The sequence below is a fragment of the Streptomyces sp. NPDC005302 genome, assembly GCF_040607345.1.
Classification (GTDB): Bacteria; Actinomycetota; Actinomycetes; order Streptomycetales; family Streptomycetaceae; genus Streptomyces.
Genome location: NZ_JBEXGN010000005.1, coordinates 216290 through 236532 on the forward strand (window position 1 = coordinate 216290; position 20243 = coordinate 236532).

17 protein-coding genes are annotated in these 20243 nt (G+C 71.6%); 12 read left to right on the plus strand and 5 right to left on the minus strand.

Annotation, left to right across the window (positions count from 1 at the left end; genetic code table 11):
• Positions 1–15 precede the first annotated feature (15 nt).
• Positions 16–1824: a PucR family transcriptional regulator gene (locus ABZT74_RS09615; protein WP_356433915.1), complete on the plus strand. Its 1809-nt coding sequence runs from the start codon at positions 16–18 to the stop codon at positions 1822–1824.
• 43 nt (positions 1825–1867) lie between these two features.
• Here ABZT74_RS09615 and ABZT74_RS09620 read toward each other — a convergent pair whose 3' ends face one another.
• Entirely contained in the window at positions 1868–2209 is a 342-nt protein-coding gene (locus ABZT74_RS09620; RefSeq protein ID WP_355863116.1) for a DUF5713 family protein, read from the minus strand.
• A gap of 187 nt (positions 2210–2396) precedes the next feature.
• Here ABZT74_RS09620 and ABZT74_RS09625 point away from each other — a divergent pair, with 187 nt between their 5' ends.
• Positions 2397–3185, plus strand: coding sequence for a phosphatase (locus tag ABZT74_RS09625; protein ID WP_164370610.1), 789 nt, complete (start codon positions 2397–2399; stop codon positions 3183–3185).
• 67 nt (positions 3186–3252) lie between these two features.
• Here the strand turns inward: ABZT74_RS09625 and ABZT74_RS09630 are convergent, their stop codons facing one another.
• The 4 genes from ABZT74_RS09630 to ABZT74_RS09645 form a co-directional block, all read right to left on the minus strand.
• A complete protein-coding gene (locus tag ABZT74_RS09630) occupies positions 3253–4239 on the minus strand; it encodes a cation diffusion facilitator family transporter (RefSeq protein ID WP_356171874.1) in 987 nt (328 codons plus the stop codon).
• A 36-nt stretch (positions 4240–4275) separates the two neighbouring features.
• Positions 4276–5157, minus strand: coding sequence for an acyl-CoA thioesterase II (locus tag ABZT74_RS09635; protein ID WP_355863111.1), 882 nt, complete (start codon positions 5155–5157; stop codon positions 4276–4278).
• Between the two features lie 34 nt (positions 5158–5191).
• On the minus strand, positions 5192–6349 hold the full coding sequence (locus ABZT74_RS09640; protein WP_355863109.1) for an acyl-CoA dehydrogenase family protein: 1158 nt from the start codon (positions 6347–6349) through the stop codon (positions 5192–5194).
• Between the two features lie 108 nt (positions 6350–6457).
• On the minus strand, positions 6458–7060 hold the full coding sequence (locus ABZT74_RS09645; protein ID WP_355863107.1) for a TetR/AcrR family transcriptional regulator: 603 nt from the start codon (positions 7058–7060) through the stop codon (positions 6458–6460).
• 96 nt (positions 7061–7156) lie between these two features.
• Between ABZT74_RS09645 and ABZT74_RS09650 the strand changes: the two genes are divergently transcribed.
• From ABZT74_RS09650 to ABZT74_RS09695, 10 genes are all read left to right on the plus strand, one after another.
• Positions 7157–8773, plus strand: coding sequence for a carboxyl transferase domain-containing protein (locus ABZT74_RS09650; RefSeq protein ID WP_355863105.1), 1617 nt, complete (start codon positions 7157–7159; stop codon positions 8771–8773).
• Between the two features lie 8 nt (positions 8774–8781).
• Positions 8782–10716, plus strand: coding sequence for an acetyl-CoA carboxylase biotin carboxylase subunit (locus ABZT74_RS09655; RefSeq protein ID WP_356433917.1), 1935 nt, complete (start codon positions 8782–8784; stop codon positions 10714–10716).
• Entirely contained in the window at positions 10713–11672 is a 960-nt protein-coding gene (locus ABZT74_RS09660; protein ID WP_356171863.1) for a hydroxymethylglutaryl-CoA lyase, read from the plus strand. The genes ABZT74_RS09655 and ABZT74_RS09660 overlap by 4 nt, the downstream gene beginning before the upstream one ends.
• Positions 11673–11683: 11 nt before the next feature.
• Positions 11684–12844: an acyl-CoA dehydrogenase family protein gene (locus ABZT74_RS09665; protein ID WP_356434078.1), complete on the plus strand. Its 1161-nt coding sequence runs from the start codon at positions 11684–11686 to the stop codon at positions 12842–12844.
• Positions 12845–13016: 172 nt separating this feature from the next.
• Positions 13017–14066 (plus strand): ABC transporter substrate-binding protein, encoded by a 1050-nt coding sequence (locus tag ABZT74_RS09670; protein WP_356433919.1) that lies wholly within the window; start codon positions 13017–13019, stop codon positions 14064–14066.
• Positions 14067–14106: 40 nt separating this feature from the next.
• Positions 14107–14973: a siderophore-interacting protein gene (locus tag ABZT74_RS09675; RefSeq protein ID WP_356433921.1), complete on the plus strand. Its 867-nt coding sequence runs from the start codon at positions 14107–14109 to the stop codon at positions 14971–14973.
• A 176-nt stretch (positions 14974–15149) separates the two neighbouring features.
• Positions 15150–16592 (plus strand): lysine decarboxylase DesA, encoded by a 1443-nt coding sequence (gene desA / locus ABZT74_RS09680; protein WP_356433925.1) that lies wholly within the window; start codon positions 15150–15152, stop codon positions 16590–16592.
• Positions 16576–17859, plus strand: coding sequence for a lysine N(6)-hydroxylase/L-ornithine N(5)-oxygenase family protein (locus ABZT74_RS09685; RefSeq protein WP_356433927.1), 1284 nt, complete (start codon positions 16576–16578; stop codon positions 17857–17859). Before desA ends, ABZT74_RS09685 begins: the two co-directional genes overlap by 17 nt.
• Positions 17856–18407, plus strand: a complete 552-nt coding sequence (locus ABZT74_RS09690) for a GNAT family N-acetyltransferase (protein ID WP_356433929.1) — start codon at positions 17856–17858, stop codon at positions 18405–18407. Before ABZT74_RS09685 ends, ABZT74_RS09690 begins: the two co-directional genes overlap by 4 nt.
• Positions 18404–20176, plus strand: coding sequence for an IucA/IucC family siderophore biosynthesis protein (locus tag ABZT74_RS09695; protein WP_356433930.1), 1773 nt, complete (start codon positions 18404–18406; stop codon positions 20174–20176). Before ABZT74_RS09690 ends, ABZT74_RS09695 begins: the two co-directional genes overlap by 4 nt.
• The last annotated feature ends 67 nt before the right edge of the window (positions 20177–20243 follow it).

Here is a 20243-nt window from a genome sequence, read left to right on the forward strand (position 1 = left end):
TTCGATCCGAGCGGGATGGAGGAACCGTCCACCGTGCCGGACCCGCAGTCACCGTCAGCCCCGTCCGTCCCCGCCGTCCCGCCGACTCCCCCGGTGGCGCTGTCGGCGCTCCTCGCCCGCGAGGACCTGGGCCTGCGGCAGATCGCCGGTCCCGCCGGGCCCCCCACGGTGATCCGCTGGGCGCACACGTCGGAGATGGCCGACCCGTACCCCTACCTGCTGGGCGGCGAGCTGCTGCTGACGGCCGGGGTCCACGTCCCGGAACCGGGCGCCGGTCCGGACGGCCCGGCCCGTGCCGGTGACCCCGGAGACCCCGGAGACCTGCGGGAGTATTTCGAGGCCTACGTGTCCCGCATCGTCGCGGCGGGCGGCGCGGCCCTCGGCTTCGGGCTGGCACCGGTGCACGACCAGGTGCCGCCCGCGCTGGTCGCGGCCTGCGACGCCCACGGTCTGCCGCTGCTGGAGGTGCCGCCCCGGACGACGTTCTCCGGTGTCGCCCGCGCCGTGTGGCAGCTCATGGCGCAGGCCCGGCTGGCGGAACTGCGGCGGGTGACCGAGGCCCAGCAGAGCCTGGCCGCCGCCGCGGCCCGCCCCGATCCGGTCCCGGCCGTGCTCCGGCAGCTCGCCCAGCGGGTGGGCGGCCTCGCGGTGCTGTACGGCCCGGAGGGCGCGGAACTGGCCCGCACCGGCAGGATCCCGGACACCTCCTCGACCGGGGCCACCCCGGCGAGCGCGGCCTCGGGCAGCCCGGCGGCCGGCACCCCCGGCACCCCCGGCACCCCCGGCACCCCCGGCACCCCGCCGAGTGTCTCCGCGGGCACCCGCCCGCCCGCCGCCGGGGGGTCCGCGGCCGGGTCCACGGACGCGCGTCCCACCGTGACGCCCCCCGAGGTCGCCCTCGCCGAGCTGGCCGGGGTCGTCCGGCCGGCCGCCGGACCGGGTGCCGCCTCTCCCTCCGGCCCTTCCTCCTCCTCCCCCTCCCCCTCGCCCGCCCCCGTCCCCTCTCCCACGCCCTCCTCCGCCACCGACACCGTCGGCGGTGTCCACCTCGCCGCCTACGCTCTCGGCAGCGGTCAGGGCTTCGTGCTCGGCGTCGCCGCGCCGCGCCGTGACCCCGGTGACCACACGATCGCCTCCGTCGCGTCCGTGCTGCTCTCGCTCCTGACCGGGGAGCAGCAGAGCGGCAGCGGTGCGGCCCGGTCGGCGGCGCTGGTGCGGATGCTGCTCGGTGCCGCGCCCGAGGCGGTGGCACCGCTCCTCGGCGGCGAACGGTGGACCGTGGTGCACGCGTGCCGCGCCGGGGAGGCGACCGCCCCGGACGCCGTCACCGCCACCGCGCTCGGGGCCGCCCTCGGCACCGCGCTGGTCGACGTGGACGGTGACGTCGTCCGCGTCCTCGTCCCCGGTGAGCGCGCGCCCGCCGAGCAGCCGGGCTGGACCTGCGGGGTCAGCGCGCCCGCGGGCCCGGACGCCTGGGCGTCCGCCGACACGCAGGCGGCCCGCGCGCTGGCCCGCGCCCGGGCGACCCGCACCGCCCTGGTCCGGCACGGCGACCGTCCCGCGCTCGCCGATCTCCTCCCGGCGGGCGACGCCGAGGCCCACGCCCTCGCCCTTCTCGCGCCCGTCGCCGGGACGCCCGCGCTGACCGAGACCCTGCGCGCCTGGCTCTCCCTGCACGGCAGTTGGGACCGGACAGCGGTGGCCCTGGCCGTCCACCGCAACACCGTCCGCCAACGCATCGCCCGCTGCTCGGCGTTGCTGGAGGCGGACCTCGACGACCCCGACGTACGGATGGAGTTGTGGTTCGCGCTCAGAGCCGGGTGAGGCACGGACTGTCGGCAGCCCGGAGTACCCCGCTCCCGCGAACTCACCAGTCCCGCGGGGCGATCAGCTCCTCCACGTCCGCGGCGGCGAATCCATACGCCGAGGCCACGAACCAGAAGTCCTCCGCTATCTCCTCGCGGGCGACCGTCTCGATGTCGCTGTCCGCCTCCTCGAAGGCGTCCTGCAACGCGTTGAACTCCTCGGTCGCCGCGTGGGTGAGCGCGTACAGCGCCGCGAGGTCCGCGGGGCGCTCCGCCTCGATCCGCTCGCACAGGCCGAGCAGGATGGCCCGGCCGCGGTCGAGGACGTGATCCGGGTAGTACGCGTCGCCGTACAGCCTGCGCAGGAACGCGTGCTCCCCCACCTGAACATTGGTGACCGCCACTGCTTCCCCCGTCCGACGTCCCTCGACCCGTGGGGAAGATCCTGCACCACGCCACTGACAACGGGCCCCGCCCGCACACCGGTCCGCCGGAGCCCCGGCGCCGGACCGGCCCGACGCCCGAGTGACGCACGTCCCAGCGACCGGGACAGCCGCGCCCCGGACGGGGACCCACCGGCACAATGGGGGTATGCCGATACCCGGGACTCCCAGCCGCGCCGAACTTGTCGACCATCTCGTGAAGACCCGCATCGCGGGCGATGTCGCCACCCCCCGCGAGAACAACCTCTCCCACTACCGCAAGCTGGCCAACGGCGAGCGCAACTGGTGGCTCGGCCTGGAGCTCGGCGACCGCTGGACCGACGAGCAGGACGTGCTCGCGGTGATGGCGGAGCGCGTCGGCGTCAACGACGACCCGGAGTTCCGGTACGGGCAGGACACCATCGATCCCGAGCTGACCGTGGACGGTCTGGACCGCCTCGCGGCCCGGCTGCGCAAGGCGGCCGAGGGGCGCCAGCGGGTGCTGTTCGCGACCGGCCACCCCGGCGGTCTGCTCGACGTGCACCGGGCCACGGCAGCCGCGCTGCGCGCCGCCGGCTGCGAGATCGTGGTGATCCCGGAGGGCCTCCAGACGGACGAGGGCTACGTCATGCAGTTCGCGGACGTCGCCATGCTGGAGCACGGGGCCACGCTGTGGCACACCCACTCCGGTGAGCCGATGCGCGCGATCCTCGACGGTCTGGCACGCGAGGGCCGCCCGCTGCCCGACCTGGTCGTCGCCGACCACGGCTGGGCGGGACGCGCGGGCCAGCAGGGCGTGGACTCCGTGGGCTACGCCGACTGCAACGACCCGGCCCTGTTCCTCGCCGAGGCGGAGGGCACGGTCCAGGTCGTGGTCCCGCTCGACGACCATGTCGTCAGCCCGCGCCACTACGACCCGATGACCGCGTATCTGCTGAAGGAAGCCGGCCTGGCGTAGTGCCGGGCACGCCGTACGGCACGCGCGCGTGGACGGGATCCCCGGGTGAACGGTCCGGGCCCGTCGGTCACGGCCAGGGGTTCAGTCCCTCCGCCCGGCGCTGGGCGTACCCCGGCGTCGGGTCCAGGTAGACCCGCATCACCGAGGGGAACAGCGCCCTGAGCCGGTCCTCGGCCTGTTCGCAGGCCCACTCGATCTGGGCCGCCGTCGACACGTCCCGGAAGTCGACCTTGGCGGCCACGAGTGCCTCGCGCGGCCCCTGCATCAGCGTGGTCAGCTCCAGGACGGCCTCCACGTGCTCGACCGCCAGCAGCTCCGCCCGGATCCGCTCCCGCATCGCCTTGGGCAGCGGCCGGCCGATGAGGAGTTCCGCGTTGGACCGCCCGAGCACCCAGGCGACGTAGAGCAGCAGCACGCCGATGAGGAGCGAGGCGACTCCGTCCCAGACGCCCGAGCCGGTGAGCTGGCCGCCCAGCAGACCGCCCGCGGCGAGCACCAGGCCGACCAGCGCCGCCGAGTCCTCCAGGACGACGGCCTTCACGGCGGTGTCCGGCGTGTGCCGCAGGTAGTGCTTGAACGTGGTGTCGACGCGGGCGGCCTCGCCGCGGGCCTGCCGCAGTCCCGTCCGCAGGGAGAAGCCCTCCAGCAGGAAGGCGACGCCGAGCACGATGTACGAGACGAGAGGGTTGCCGAGCTCCTCCCCCGCGACCAGGGTGTGGATGCCGTCGTAGATCGAGAAGACCGCGCCGCCGACGAAGGTGGCGACGGCGGCGAGCAGCGCCCAGATGTAGCGCTCGGGGCCGTAGCCCAGCGGGTGCTCCTCGTCGGCCGGTTTCTCGCTGCGCTTCAGGGCCGTGAGCAGCAGGAGTTCCGTGACGGTGTCGGCGACGGAGTGCGCGGCCTCCGACAGCATCGCGCTGGATCCGCTGATGATGCCGGCGACCGCCTTGGCGAGGGCGATCCCGAGATTGGCGACGGCGGCGACGATCACCGTGGAGACGCTCTCGCCCCCGTCGTCCGGCCCCGCCGCTTCGTCCCGCGCTGCTTCAGTCATGCCCCAGTCTTACCGGCGAAAGGGCCGGGACACGCCCTAGCGCGGGACGCGGACCACGCCTTCCTGGATCACCGAGATGGCCAGCCGGCCGTCCCGCGTGTAGATGCGGGCCTGGCCGAGGCCCCGGCCGCCGGACGCGGACGGCGACTCCTGGTCGTACAGGAGCCATTCGTCGGCGCGGAACGGGCGGTGGAACCACATCGCGTGGTCCAGCGACGCCCCGACGACGTCCCCGGTCACCCAGCCGCCGCGCCCGTGCGCGAGGAGGACCGAGTCGAGGAGGGTCATGTCGGAGACGTAGGTGGCGAGGACGACGTGCAGCAGCGGCTGGTCGACGGCCCCGTCGAGTTTGCCGTTGGTGCGGAACCACACCTGGGAGCGCGGTTCGCGGACCTCGCCGACGGTGCCGTAGGGCGGCGCGTCGACATAGCGCAGGTCGACGGACTCGCGTGTCTCCAGGAGGCGTTCCAGGACGTCTGATCCGGAGAACCGGTCGGCGTACAGGGGCAGCAGTTCGGCGGCCGTGGGCAGCGTCTCGGGGTCGGGCGCGGGCGGCATCGTCGCCTGGTGCTCCAGGCCCTCCTCGTACGTCTGGAAGGACGCGGAGAGGTGGAAGATCGGCTGTCCGTGCTGGACGGCGACCACCCGGCGGGTGGTGAAGGACCGTCCGTCACGGATGCGGTCGACGGTGTAGACGATGGGGGCGCCAGGGTCGCCCGCCCGCAGGAAGTAGGCGTGCAGGGAGTGGGCGTGCCGGTCCCCGGGGACCGTGCGCCCGGCGGCGACCAGTGCCTGCGCCGCCACCTGCCCGCCGAAGACGCGGGGGACGACGGCCGAACGGGACCGGCCGCGGAAGATGTCCTCCTCGATCCGCTCGAGGTCGAGCAGATCGAGGAGGGACTGAAGTGCCTCGCTCATGGGGCAGTTGTACCGTGCAGTCGTTTCGCGGGCCTTACAGGCCCATGTTCTTGGCGATGATCGTCTTCATGATCTCGCTGGTGCCGCCGTAGATGCGGTTGACCCGGTTGTCCGCGTACAGGCGGGCGATCGGGTACTCGTTCATGAAGCCGTAGCCGCCGTGCAGCTGGAGGCAGCGGTCGATGACGCGGTGCGCGACCTCGGTGCAGAACAGCTTGGCGCTGGCGGCCTCGGCGGGGGTCAGCTCGCCGGCGTCGAGGGCCTCCAGGGCGCGGTCGGCGACGGCCTCGGCCGCGTCCACCTCGGCCTGGCAGGCGGCCAGCTCGAACTTGGTGTTCTGGAAGGACGCGACGGGCTTGCCGAAGACGGTGCGGTCCTGGACGTACTCCTTGGCGAACCGGACGGCGGCCTTGGCCTGCGCGTAGGCGCCGAAGGCGATGCCCCAGCGCTCGGAGGCGAGGTTGTGGCCGAGGTAGGAGAAGCCCTTGTTCTCCTCGCCGAGCAGGTCCTCGACGGGCACCTTCACGTCGACGAACGCCAGCTCGGCGGTGTCGGAGGTCCGCAGGCCGAGCTTGTCGAGCTTGCGGCCGATGGAGTAGCCCTCGGCCTTGGTGTCGACGGCGAACAGCGAGATGCCGAAGCGGCGGTCGTCGGCGGTGGGCGCGGAGGTGCGCGCGCAGACGATCACGCGGTCGGCGTGCACGCCACCGGTGATGAAGGTCTTGGAGCCGTTGAGGACGTAGTGCGTGCCGTCCTCGGAGAGCTTGGCGGTGGTCTTCATGCCCGCGAGGTCGGAGCCGGTGCCCGGCTCGGTCATCGCGAGGGCCCACATCTCCTCGCCGGTGACGAACTTCGGCAGGAAGCGCTTCTTCTGCTCGTCGGTGGCGAGCGACTTGATGTAGGGCAGGCCGAGCAGCACGTGCACGCCCGAGCCGCCGAACTGGACACCGGCGCGCGCGGTCTCCTCGTACATGACGGCTTCGAACTTGTACGAGTCGATGCCGGCGCCGCCGAACTCCTCGTCGACGCGGATGCCGAAGACGCCCAGCTCGGCGAGCTTGTGGTAGAAGTCGCGCGGCGCCTGGCCGGCGGCGAACCACTCGTCGTAGACCGGGACGACCTCGGCCTCGATGAAGGCGCGCAGGGTCTCCCGGAACGCCTCGTGGTCCTCGTTGAACACAGTACGGCGCACCGCCGCCACCTCCGCCTGAATATCTGGGTCATGTCTAAGCGCTTGCTCAGATATCAGGTTACCCGCCGGTCACGACAGACGTCCAGGGGCCACCCTCCGAGACGCTCGTCACGCGCCCGGCGGCGCGGCGGCCGCCCCGAAGGCGCCTCGGGCCATCCGGTGCAGCAGCCCGGCCGTCACCGCGCGTCCCGGGAGCGCGCCGGGGCGCCCCAGGTGCGGGGTGGAGTTCAGCAGCCCGAAGACCGAGTGCACGGCCGACCGGGCGGCGGGCTCGGCCAGCTCCGGGTACACCTCGCGGACCACCTCCACCCACAGCTCGACGTACTGGCGCTGGAGCTGGCGCACGAGCTTGCGGTCGCTGTCCCGCAGGCGGTCCAGCTCACGGTCGTGCAGGGTGATCAGCGGGCGGTCGTCGAGCGCGAAGTCGATGTGCCCCTCGATGAGCGAGTCGAGCAGCGCCTCCGCGCCCCCGTCGGCCTCGGCCACCCGGCGCTTGCCGCCCGTGAGGAGCTGGCCGCTGATGCCCACCAGCAGCTCGGCGAGCATCGCGTCCTTGCCCGGGAAGTGCCGGTACAGGCCGGGGCCGCTGATGCCGACCGCCGCCCCTATCTCGTCCACGCCCACGCCGTGGAAGCCGCGCTCGGCGAAGAGCCGGGCCGCCTCCCTGAGGATCTGCTCGCGGCGGGTGGGGGCGTCGGTTCTCGTGGCCATACAAGTGATTCTAGACAGGGAGGTTAGCGGTCGTTAACCTGAAGGAAATGCGTTAACGCTCATTAACTGCCCGACCACTCGTGAGGGGACCGCAGGATGCACGAGGCACCGGAGCTGACGAGCGCGGCCGATCCCGCGTCGGAGGCCTGGCGGGCCAACGAGGCCGCGCACCGCGCGCTGGGCGAGGAGCTGCGCCAGAAGCTGGCCGCGGCGCGGCTCGGCGGCGGCGAGAAGGCCCGCGCCCGGCACACCGCGCGCGGGAAGCTGCTGCCCCGCGACCGCGTGGACACCCTCCTCGACCCCGGCTCGCCGTTCCTGGAGCTGGCGCCGCTCGCCGCCGACGGCATGTACGACGGGGCGGCCCCGGCCGCCGGCGTCGTCGCGGGGATCGGCCGGGTCAGCGGCCGTGAGTGCGTGATCGTCGCCAACGACGCCACGGTCAAGGGCGGCACGTACTACCCGATGACGGTGAAGAAGCACCTGCGCGCCCAGGAGGTCGCGCTGGAGAACCGCCTGCCGTGCATCTACCTCGTGGACTCCGGGGGCGCCTTCCTGCCGATGCAGGACGAGGTGTTCCCCGACCGCGACCACTTCGGGCGGATCTTCTACAACCAGGCGCGGATGTCCGGCGCGGGCATCCCGCAGATCGCCGCCGTCCTCGGCTCCTGCACGGCGGGCGGTGCGTACGTCCCGGCGATGAGCGACGAGGCCGTGATCGTCCGCGGCCAGGGCACGATCTTCCTCGGCGGCCCGCCGCTGGTGAAGGCCGCCACCGGCGAGGTCGTCACGGCCGAGGAGCTGGGCGGCGGCGAGGTCCACTCGCGCGTGTCGGGCGTCACCGACCACCTCGCGGAGGACGACGCGCACGCGCTGCGGATCGTCCGCACCATCGCGGCCACGCTCCCCGCGCGCGGGGAGCTGCCCTGGTCCGTGGAGCCGTCGGTCGAACCCAAGGTCGACCCGTTCGGGCTGTACGGCGCCGTGCCGGTCGACTCCCGCACCCCCTACGACGTGCGGGAGGTCATCGCCCGCGTGGTCGACGGTTCCCGCTTCGCCGAGTTCAAGGCCGAGTTCGGGCAGACCCTGGTCACCGGGTTCGCCCGGATCCACGGCCACCCGGTCGGCATCGTCGCGAACAACGGCATCCTCTTCTCCGAGTCGGCCCAGAAGGGCGCCCACTTCATCGAGCTGTGCGACCAGCGCGGCATCCCGCTGGTGTTCCTCCAGAACATCTCGGGCTTCATGGTCGGCCGCCAGTACGAGGCCGGTGGCATCGCCAAGCACGGCGCCAAGATGGTGACGGCCGTCGCCTGCACGCGCGTGCCGAAGCTGACCGTCGTGATCGGCGGGTCGTACGGCGCGGGCAACTACTCGATGTGCGGCCGGGCGTACTCACCGCGCTTCCTGTGGATGTGGCCCGGCGCGAAGATCTCCGTGATGGGCGGCGAGCAGGCCGCCTCGGTCCTCGCGACGGTCAAGCGCGACCAGCTGGAGGGCCGCGGCGAGTCGTGGCCGGCCGAGGACGAGGAGGACTTCAAGGCGCCGATCCGTCAGCAGTACGAGCGCCAAGGGAACGCCTACTACGCCACGGCCCGCCTGTGGGACGACGGCGTGATCGACCCGATGGAGACCCGGCAGGTCCTGGGACTCGCCCTGACCGCCTGTGCCAACGCGCCCCTGGGTGACCCCCAGTTCGGCGTCTTCCGGATGTGAGGGGACCCATGTTCGACACGGTGCTTGTGGCCAACCGGGGCGAGATCGCCGTACGCGTCATCCGCACGCTGCGCGCGCTCGGCGTGCGCTCGGTGGCCGTCTTCTCGGACGCCGACGCCGACGCGCGGCACGTCCGGGAGGCCGACACGGCCGTCCGGATCGGGCCCGCGCCCGCGCCCGAGAGTTATCTGTCGGTGGAGCGGCTGCTGGAGGCGGCGGCCAGGACCGGCGCCCAGGCCGTCCACCCGGGGTACGGCTTCCTCGCCGAGAACGCCGCGTTCGCGCAGGCCTGCGCGGACGCCGGACTCGTGTTCATCGGGCCGTCCCCCGAGGCGATCTCCCTCATGGGCGACAAGATCCGCGCCAAGGAGACGGTGAAGAAGGCCGGGGTCCCGGTCGTCCCCGGCTCCTCCGGCAGCGGTCTGACGGACGCCGAACTGATCGAGGCCGCCCGCGAGATCGGCGTGCCGGTGCTCCTGAAGCCGAGCGCGGGCGGCGGCGGCAAGGGCATGCGCCTGGTCCGTGACGCCACCGTCCTCGCCGACGAGATCGCCGCGGCCCGCCGCGAGGCGCGCGCCTCCTTCGGCGACGACACCCTGCTCGTCGAGCGCTGGGTGGACCGCCCCCGGCACATCGAGATCCAGGTCCTCGCGGACGGGCACGGCCGGGTGGTGCACCTGGGTGAGCGCGAGTGCTCGCTCCAGCGCCGCCACCAGAAGATCATCGAGGAGGCGCCCAGCGTGTTCCTCGACCCCGCCACCCGGGCCGCGATGGGCGAGGCGGCCGTCCAGGCGGCCCGCTCCTGCGGCTACCGCGGCGCGGGCACGGTCGAGTTCATCGTCCCGGGCGGCGACGCGTCGTCGTACTACTTCATGGAGATGAACACCCGTCTCCAGGTGGAGCACCCGGTCACCGAACTGGTCACCGGCCTCGACCTCGTCGAGTGGCAGTTGCGGGTCGCGGCCGGGGAGCCGCTCCCCTACGAGCAGGACGACATCACCCTCACCGGGCACGCCGTGGAGGCCCGGATCTGCGCCGAGGACCCCGCGCGCGGCTTCCTCCCCTCCGGCGGCACGGTCCTCGCGCTGCGCGAGCCCCAGGGCGACGGAGTGCGCACCGACTCGGGCCTCTCGGAGGGCACCGAGGTCGGCAGCCTCTACGACCCGATGCTCTCCAAGGTCATCGCGTACGGCCCCGACCGGCCGACCGCGCTGCGCCGGCTGCGGGCCGCCCTCGCCGACACGGTCACCCTCGGCGTCCAGACCAACGCGGGTTTCCTGCGCCGGCTGCTGGCCCACCCGGACGTGGTGGCCGGCGACCTGGACACCGGTCTGGTCGAGCGCGAGGCGGCCGGCCTGGTCCCGGACGGCGTGCCGGACGAGGTGTACGAGGCGGCCGCCGCCGTACGGCTCGACGCGCTGACCCCGGCGGGCGACGGCTGGACCGACCCGTTCTCGGTACCGACCGGCTGGCGGCTGGGCGGCACCCCGAAGCCGGCCGCCTTCTCGCTCCGGGTCCTCGACCCCGTCGAGTACACCCCGCGCGGCACCCACACGGTCGGCGAGGGGCAGGTCGCGGTGACCCTCGACGGAGTGCGCCACACCTTCCACCGCGCCGCCGACTGGATCGGCCGCGACGGCGACGCCTGGCACGTCCGCGACCACGACCCGGTGGCCGCGTCGCTGACCGGCTCCGCGCACGCCGGGGCCGACTCGCTGACCGCCCCGATGCCGGGCACGGTGACCGTCGTGAAGGTGGCCGTCGGCGACGAGGTGACCGCCGGGCAGAGCCTGCTGGTGGTCGAGGCGATGAAGATGGAGCACGTCATCTCCGCGCCGCACGCCGGCACCGTCAGCGAGCTGGACGTGACGCCGGGCACCACGGTCGCCATGGACCAGATCCTCGCGGTCGTCACCCCGGCCGAGGAGGCGGAGACAGCATGAGCACGTCCGAACTGGGCCTGCCGATGGCCGTACCGGCGCAGGGGCTGCCCGCCCGGGTGCGGATCTACGAGGTCGGCGCGCGCGACGGTCTGCAGAACGAGAAGGCGACCGTGCCCACCGAGGTCAAGGCGGAGTTCATCCGCCGTCTGGCCGACGCGGGGCTGGCCACCATCGAGGCGACGAGCTTCGTGCACCCCAAGTGGGTTCCCCAACTGGCCGACGCCGAGCAGCTGTTCCCCCAGGTGTCCGGCCTGCCGGTGGCACTCCCCGTCCTCGTGCCGAACGAACGCGGACTGGACCGGGCGCTCGCGCTCGGCGCCCGGCACGTGGCCGTCTTCGCCAGCGCGACGGAGTCCTTCGCCAAGGCCAATCTGAACCGCGGCCTCGACGAGGCGCTCGCCATGTTCGATCCGGTGGTGCGCCGGGCGAAGGACGAGGACCTCACGGTCCGCGCCTACGTGTCGATGTGCTTCGGCGACCCGTGGGAGGGACCGGTCCCGGTCCACCAGGTCGTCCGGGTCTGCAAGGCGCTCATGGACATGGGCGCCGACGAGCTGAGCCTCGGCGACACGATCGGGGTGGCCACCCCCGGCCATGTGCGGTCCCTGCTCGCCGAGCTGAACGCGCGGGGCGTACCGACCGGCTCGATCGGCGTGCACTTCCACGACACCTACGGCCAGGCGCTCTCCAACACCCTGGCCGCCCTCCAGCACGGCGTCAGCACCGTCGACGCCTCCGCGGGCGGCCTCGGCGGCTGCCCGTACGCGAAGTCCGCGACCGGCAACCTCGCCACCGAGGACCTCGTGTGGATGCTCCAGGGCCTCGGTATCGACACCGGGGTCGACCTCGGCCGCCTCACCGCCACCAGCGTGTGGATGGCCGGACAACTGGGCCGACCCAGCCCGTCCCGCACCGTCAAAGCACTCGGTAAAACGACTCAGTCCCACCAGGAGTGAATCCGATGTCCCTGGACCACCGTCTCTCCCCCGAACTCGAGGAACTCCGCCGCACGGTCGAGGAGTTCGCGCACGACGTCGTCGCCCCGAAGATCGGCGACCTCTACGAGCGGCACGAGTTCCCGTACGAGATCGTGCGGGAGATGGGCCGCATGGGCCTGTTCGGGCTGCCGTTCCCGGAGGAGTACGGCGGCATGGGCGGCGACTATCTCGCCCTCGGTGTCGCCCTGGAGGAGCTGGCGCGGGTCGACTCGTCCGTGGCCATCACGCTGGAGGCGGGCGTCTCGCTCGGCGCCATGCCGATCCACCTGTTCGGCACGGAGGCCCAGAAGGCCGAGTGGCTGCCGCGGCTCTGCTCCGGCGAGATCCTCGGCGCGTTCGGCCTGACCGAGCCGGACGGCGGCTCGGACGCGGGCGCGACCCGTACGACGGCGCGGCTCGACCCCGACACCGACGAGTGGGTCATCAACGGCAGCAAGTGCTTCATCACCAACTCCGGTACGGACATCACCGGCCTGGTGACGGTCACCGCGGTCACCGGACGCAAGCCCGACGGCCGGCCGCAGATCTCCGCGATCATCGTCCCCTCGGGCACCCCGGGCTTCACGGTCGCGGCGCCGTACTCCAAGGTCGGCTGGAACGCCTCCGACACCCGCGAGCTGTCCTTCGCCGACGTGCGCGTGCCCGCGGCGAACCTGCTGGGCGAACAGGGCCGCGGCTACGCCCAGTTCCTGCGCATCCTGGACGAGGGCCGCATCGCCATCGCCGCGCTGGCCACGGGGCTCGCGCAGGGCTGCGTCGACGAGTCGGTCACGTACGCGAAGGAACGGCACGCGTTCGGGCGGCCGATCGGCGCGAACCAGGCGATCCAGTTCAAGATCGCCGACATGGAGATGAAGGCCCACATGGCCCGAGTCGGCTGGCGCGACGCCGCGTCCCGCCTCGTCGCGGGCGAGCCGTTCAAGAAGGAGGCGGCGATCGCCAAGCTGTACTCCTCCACGATCGCCGTCGACAACGCCCGTGACGCCACCCAGGTCCACGGCGGCTACGGCTTCATGAACGAGTACCCGGTGGCCCGTATGTGGCGCGACTCCAAGATCCTGGAGATCGGCGAAGGCACCAGCGAGGTCCAGCGCATGCTGATCGCGCGGGAGTTGGGGCTCACCGGCTGATCGCCCCCGGCCTCGGCGAGAGGCCGCGCGAGGCGCTGCGGCGCGGGGGCGTTTTGCCCGGTACATCCGATCGCGGAGCACCCCGCCCACTGGACAGGTGATGAGGTTAGGCTAACCTATCTTCGAACTTGTCCGGCGGGCGTTCCGCCCCGTGCCGAAAGCAGTCACCCTCATGCCCAACGCCCGTGCCACCCACCTCACCCGTCGCGGCATCCTCGCCGCGGGCGGCGCCCTCGGCCTCGGTGCCGTCCTCGCCGCCTGCGGCGAAGACGACGGCTCGAAAGACGGTGGCTCGGACGCGAAGAAGGCCGCCGCGAAGTCCGGACCGTGGACGTTCAAGGACGACCGCGGCACGACCGTGAAGCTGGACGAGAAGCCGGCGAACATCGTCGCCTTCACCGGTGTCGCCGCCGCCCTGTTCGACTACGGCGTCGAGGTCAAGGGCGTGTTCGGCCCGACGAAGACCAAGGACGGCAAGGCCGACGTCCAGGCCGGCGACATGGACATCAGCAAGCTGACCATCCTCGGCAACGAGTGGGGCCAGTTCAACATCGAGAAGTACGCGGGCCTGGCTCCCGACGTCCTGATCTCCACGATGTTCGACAGCACCGGCACCCTCTGGTACGTCCCCGAGGAGTCCAAGGACAAGATCCTCAAGCTGGCCCCGAGCGTCGGCGTCTCCGTCTTCGACGTGCAGATGCCCCAGCCGCTCCAGCGGATGCTCGCCCTGGCCGAGTCGCTCGGCGCCGACGTGAAGTCCGCGAAGATCACCGAGGCGAAGAAGAAGTTCGAGACGGCCGCCGAGCGGCTGCGCAAGGCCGCCAAGGCCCGCCCGGAGATCAAGGTCCTCGCCGGCAGCGCGAGCCAGGACATCTTCTACGTCTCCGGCTCCAACCTCTCCATCGACCTGGAGTACTTCAAGGCCCTCGGCGTGAACATCGTCGAGCCCTCCGCCAAGGCCCTGAAGGCCAGCGGCGGCTGGTTCGAGAACCTGAGCTGGGAGAACGTCGACAAGTACCCGGCCGACATCATCATCATGGACGACCGCACCTCGACCATCCAGCCGGCCGACATCACCGAGGCCACCTGGAAGAAGCTGCCCGCCGTCAAGGCCGGCCAGGTCATCGCGCGCACGCCCGAGCCGATCCTGTCGTACGACAAGTGCACCCCGATCCTCGACAAGCTCGCCGAGGCCATCGAGAACGCCAAGAAGGTCGCCTGACCCCTCGACGTGATCCCCTGACGGTCACCCAGGAGTACTCATGACGACGGCCGTAGCCGCCCCGTTCCGTTTCTTCGCCCTCCGGGTCGTGACGACGAGGCGGCTCGGTCCGTCTCTGGTCCGGGTGACCTTCGGCGGGCCCGACCTGGAGGCGTTCCACTCCGACGGACGCGACCAGTCCCTGTCCCTGTTCCTGCCGCACCCCGGCCAGAGCGAGCCGGCCGTGCCGGTCGAGCTCGGCGAGGGCTGGTGGCAGGGATGGCGTGAACTCCCCGACGACGTACGGGCCGTGATGCGCTCGTACACCCTGCGCTCGCTGCGCCGCGAGCCCGGCGGGCCCACCGAGATCGACATCGACTTCGTGCTGCACGGCACGGACCCGGGTGCCGCCGTCCCCGCGGGCCCCGCCTCGCGCTGGGCCGCCGGCGCGCGGGCCGGCGACCGGGTCGTCCTGCTCGGCCCGGCGCTCGCGGACAACCGGGCCATCCGCTTCCGGCCGCCGACCGGCACCGACCTGGTGGTCCTGTGGGGCGACGAGACGGCCCTCCCCGCCGTCTGCGCCGTCCTCGAATCACTCCCGGCGGGCCTGCGCGTCCGGGCCTGGCTGGAGGTCCAGCACGCCGGCGACATCCTGGAACCGGTGACGGCGGCCGACGCCGAGATCACCTGGCTCGTACGGGACGAACACCCCGGCGCCGGCTCCCCGCTGGCCCTGGACGCCGTGCGGGCCGCCCGCCTCCCGGCCGCCGAAGCCCCGTACGCCTGGATCGCCGGCGAGTCCGGGTGCGTGAAGGAACTGCGCAGACATCTCGTGCGCGAGCGGGGCGTCGACCGCCGGCGGGTCACCTTCGTCGGCTACTGGCGACAGGGCCTGACGGAGGAACAACTGCGGGAGCGGGGCGAGTAGTTCACCGTCCGGGCGTCACCTCTCCGGGGAGCCGGACGAGGCGTACGTCACGTGCGACGGGAGCAGGATCGGGCGGGACTCGTGATCGACTTAGGTTAGGCTAACCTAAGTCGAACGTCGCGACCCGCCCTTTCTCCTGTCCCGCTCGGACTCTGCCCCGCACGGAGGACCCCCACATGCGCTCGCACCTGCTCAACGACACCACCGCGGACCGGTATCGCCGCTCCGTGACCGAAGGCGTCGAGCGGGTGGCGGCCAAACTCGCCACCACCACGCGCCCGTTCACGGGTGTCACGGTCGACGACCTCACTCCCCGCATCGAGGGGATCGACCTCGACAGGCCGCTCCACGACACGACGGCCGCCCTCGACGAACTGGAGGAGGTCTACCTCCGGGACGCGGTCTACTTCCACCACCCCCGCTACCTCGCCCACCTCAACTGCCCGGTCGTCATACCGGCCGTGCTCGGCGAGGCCGTACTGTCCGCCGTCAACTCCTCCCTGGACACCTGGGACCAGTCGGCCGGCGGCACCCTCATCGAGCGCAAGCTCATCGACTGGACGAACGAGCGCATCGGCTTCGGGCCCGCCGCCGACGGCGTGTTCACCAGCGGCGGCAGCCAGTCCAACCTCCAGGCACTGCTCCTGGCACGCGAGGAGGCCAAGTCGGACGACCTCGCCGACCTGCGGATCTTCGCCTCCGAGGTGAGTCACTTCAGTGTCAAGAAGTCCGCCAAACTCCTCGGCCTCGGACCCGACGCGGTCGTCTCGATCCCCGTCGACCACGACAAGCGCATGCAGACGCTCGCCCTCGCCCGGGAGCTGGAGCGCTGCAAGGAGGACGGCCTCGTCCCCATGGCCGTCGTCGCCACCGCCGGCACCACCGACTTCGGCTCCATCGACCCGCTGCCCGAAGTCGCCGAACTGTGCTCACAGTTCGGGACATGGATGCACGTGGACGCGGCCTACGGCTGCGGTCTGCTCGCCTCGCTGAAGAACCGCGGCCGCATCGACGGCATCGAGCGCGCCGACTCCGTCACGGTCGACTACCACAAGTCCTTCTTCCAGCCGGTGAGTTCCTCGGCCCTGCTGGTCCGCGACGTGGCGACGCTGCGGCACGCGACCTACCACGCCGAGTACCTCAACCCCCGCCGGATGGTCGAGGAGCGCATCCCCAACCAGGTCGACAAGTCCCTGCAGACCACCCGCCGGTTCGACGCCCTCAAACTGTGGATGACGCTGCGGGTGATGGGCGCCGACGGGATCGGCGAACTCTTCGACGAGGTCTGCGACCTGGCGGCGCGGGGATGGGAACTGCTCGCCGCCGACCCGCGCTTCGACGTCGTGGTCGAGCCCTCGCTCTCCACGCTCGTCTTCCGCATCATCCCGTCCGGCGTCACCGACCCGGACAGCATCGACCGCGCCAACCTGTACGCCCGCAAGGCCCTGTTCGCCTCCGGAGACGCCGTCGTCGCGGGCACCAAGGTCGGCGGACGCCACTACCTGAAGTTCACGCTGCTCAACCCCGAGACGACGGTGGACGACATCGCCGCCGTCCTCGACCTGATCGCCGGCCACGCCGAGCAGTACCTGGGAGACTCCCTTGACCGCGCTTGCTGAACCCACGGACAGGACCTACGACTTCGTGGGGATCGGGCTCGGGCCGTTCAACCTCGGCCTCGCCTGCCTGACCGAACCGATCGCCGAACTGGACGGCGTCTTCCTGGAGTCGAAGCCGACCTTCGCGTGGCACTCCGGGATGTTCCTGGAGGGCGCCCACCTCCAGACCCCGTTCATGTCGGACCTGGTCACCCTCGCCGACCCGACGTCCCCGTACTCCTTCCTCAGCTACCTGAAGGAAGCGGGCCGCCTGTACTCGTTCTACATCCGCGAGAACTTCTACCCGCTGCGCGTCGAGTACGACGACTACTGCCGCTGGGCCGCGAACAAGCTCGGCAGCGTCCGCTTCTCCACCACGGTCGCGGAGGTCACGTACGAGGACGATGCCGAGGTGTACGTCGTACGGACGGAGGCCGGCGAGGTGTACCGCGCCCGCCACCTGGTCCTCGGCACCGGCACCCAGCCCTACGTCCCGGAGGCCTGCGCGGGCCTCGGCGGCGACTTCATCCACAACTCCCGCTACATGCAGAACAAGGCGGAGCTGCAGGCCAAGGAGTCGATCACCCTGGTCGGCAGCGGCCAGTCCGCCGCGGAGATCTTCCTCGACCTGCTGGGCGAGATCGACGTCCACGGCTACCGGCTCAACTGGGTGACCCGCTCGCCGCGCTTCTTCCCGCTCGAATACACCAAGCTCACCCTGGAGATGACCTCTCCGGAGTACATCGACTACTTCCACGCGCTGCCCGAGCCGACCCGCTACCGCCTCCAGGCGGAGCAGAAGGGCCTGTTCAAGGGCATCGACGGCGACCTGATCAACGAGATCTTCGACCTGCTCTACCAGAAGAACCTCGGCGGCCCGGTCCCCGCGCGGCTCCTCACCAACTCCGCCCTGGAATCGGTACGCCACGAGAACGGCGTGTACACGCTGGGCCTGCGCCAGCAGGAGCAGGTCAAGGACTACGAACTGCACTCGCAGGGCCTGATCCTCGCGACGGGCTACCGCTACACGGAGCCGGCGTTCCTGGCGCCCGTCCGCGACCGGCTGCGCTACGACGCCCAGGGCAACTTCGACGTGGCCCGCAACTACGCCATCGACACCACGGGAGGCGGGATCTTCCTGCAGAACGCGGGCGTCCACACGCACTCGATCACCTCGCCGGACCTCGGCATGGGCGCGTACCGCAACGCGTACATCATCCGCGAGCTGCTCGGCACCGAGTACTACCCGGTCGAGAAGACCATCGCTTTCCAGGAGTTCTCCGTATGACCACCCCCACCCGCACCGCCATCGGCACGTTCGCCGTCCGCCCCCTCGACCCCGTCGGGGACGCCCCGCTGCTGCACCGCTGGGTGACACACCCGAAGGCGTCCTTCTGGATGATGCAGGAGGCGAAACTGCACGACGTGGAGCGCGAGTACATGGCCATCGCGGCCAGTGAGCACCACGACGCGTACCTCGGCCTGCTGGACGGCGAGCCCGTGTTCCTGATGGAGCGCTACGACCCCCGGTACGTGGAACTCGTCGGCCTGTATGAGCCCGAACCCGGCGACGTCGGCATGCACTTCCTGGTCGCGCCGAGCGACACCCCCGTGCACGGCTTCACCCGCGCCGTCATCACCGCGGTGATGGAGAACCTGTTCGCCGACCCGGCCACCCGGCGCGTCGTGGTGGAACCCGACGTGAGCAACAAGGCCGTGCACGCCCTGAACGAGGCCGTCGGCTTCGTGCCGGAGCGGGAGATCCGGAAGCCGGAGAAGCAGGCACTGCTGAGCTTCTGCACCCGGGAGCAGTTCGAGAAGGCGGTGGCGGCATGACCCTCGCCGACAGCGTCGCCCACCTCTCCCCCGAGCGCTGGGCCACCGCCAACCGCCTCCTCGTCCGCAAGGCGCTCGCCGAGTTCGCCCACGAGCGGCTGATCAGTCCGGAGCCGCTGCCGGACGGCCGCTACGAGGTCCGCGGGGACGACGGGCAGACCCGCTACCGCTACACGGCGGTGCGGCGCTCGCTCGACCACTGGCAGGTGGACGCCGAGTCCATCACCAGGCACCGCGACGGCAGCGAACTGCCGCTGGCCGCGCTGGACTTCTTCATCGAGCTGAAGGAGTCGCTGGGGCTGAGCGACGAGGTCCTCCCGGTCTACCTGGAGGAGATCTCCTCCACGCTCTCGGGCACCTGCTTCAAACTGACCAAGCCGCAGATCCCGGTCCGTGAACTGGCCGGCGCGGGCTTCCAGGCCATCGAGACCGGCATGACCGAGGGCCACCCCTGCTTCGTCGCCAACAACGGACGGCTCGGCTTCGGTGTGCACGAGTACCTCGCCTACGCCCCCGAGACGGCGAGCCCGGTCCGGCTGGTGTGGCTGGCCGCGCACCGCTCGCGGGCCGCGTTCACGGCCGGGATCGGCATCGCGTACGAGTCGTTCGTGCGTGACGAGCTGGGCGAGGAGACGGTCGGGCGGTTCGCCCGGACGCTGTCGGGGCAGGGTCTCGACCCGGAGGACTACCTGCTCATCCCCGTCCACCCCTGGCAGTGGTGGAACAAGCTGGCCGTGACCTTCGCCGCCGAGATCGCCCGGCGGAACCTGGTCTGTCTCGGCGAGGGCGACGCCGAATACCTCGCCCAGCAGTCGATCCGGACGTTCTTCAACACGAGCAGCCCGGAGAAGCACTATGTGAAGACGGCGCTGAGCGTCCTCAACATGGGCTTCATGCGCGGTCTGTCCGCCGCGTACATGGAGGCGACCCCGGCCATCAACGACTGGCTGGCGCAGCTGATCGAGAACGACCCGGTACTGAAGTCGACGGGTCTGTCGATCATCCGCGAGCGGGCCGCCGTCGGCTACCGGCACCTGGAGTACGAGGCCGCCACCGACCGGTACTCCCCCTACCGCAAGATGCTGGCCGCGCTGTGGCGCGAGAGCCCGGTGGCCTCGCTCCAGGAGGGCGAGAGCCTCGCCACGATGGCGTCCCTCGTGCACGTCGACCACGAGGGCGCGTCCTTCGCGGGCGCGCTGATCGAGCGGTCGGGGCAGACACCGGTCCAGTGGCTGCGCGACTACCTGCGCGCCTACCTCACGCCGCTGCTGCACAGCTTCTACGCGTACGACCTCGTCTACATGCCGCACGGCGAGAACGTCATCCTGGTCCTGAAGGACGGGGCGGTGCGGCGGGCGGTCTACAAGGACATCGCCGAGGAGATCGCAGTGCTGGACCCGCAGGCGGTGCTGCCTCCCGCGGTGGAGCGGATCCGGGTCGAGGTCCCCGAGGACACGAAGCTGCTGTCGGTCTTCACGGACGTCTTCGACTGCTACTTCCGCTTCCTGGCGGCGCAGTTGGCGGCCGAGGGCATCCTCGACGAGGACGACTTCTGGCGGACGGTCGCCGAGTCGGTGCGCGCCTACCAGGAGGCGACGCCCGAACTCGACGACAAGTTCCGGCAGTACGACATGTTCGCGCCCGAGTTCGCGCTGTCCTGCCTCAACCGGCTCCAGCTGCGCGACAACCGCCAGATGGTGGACCTGGCGGACCCGTCGGGCGCGCTCCAGCTGATCGGCACGCTGAAGAACCCGATCGCCGGGTTCTGAGCACCGGGCTCCCAGGAGCCCCTGAGACGGGCGGGCGCCCCGGAGACGGTCCTCCGGGGCGCCCGTC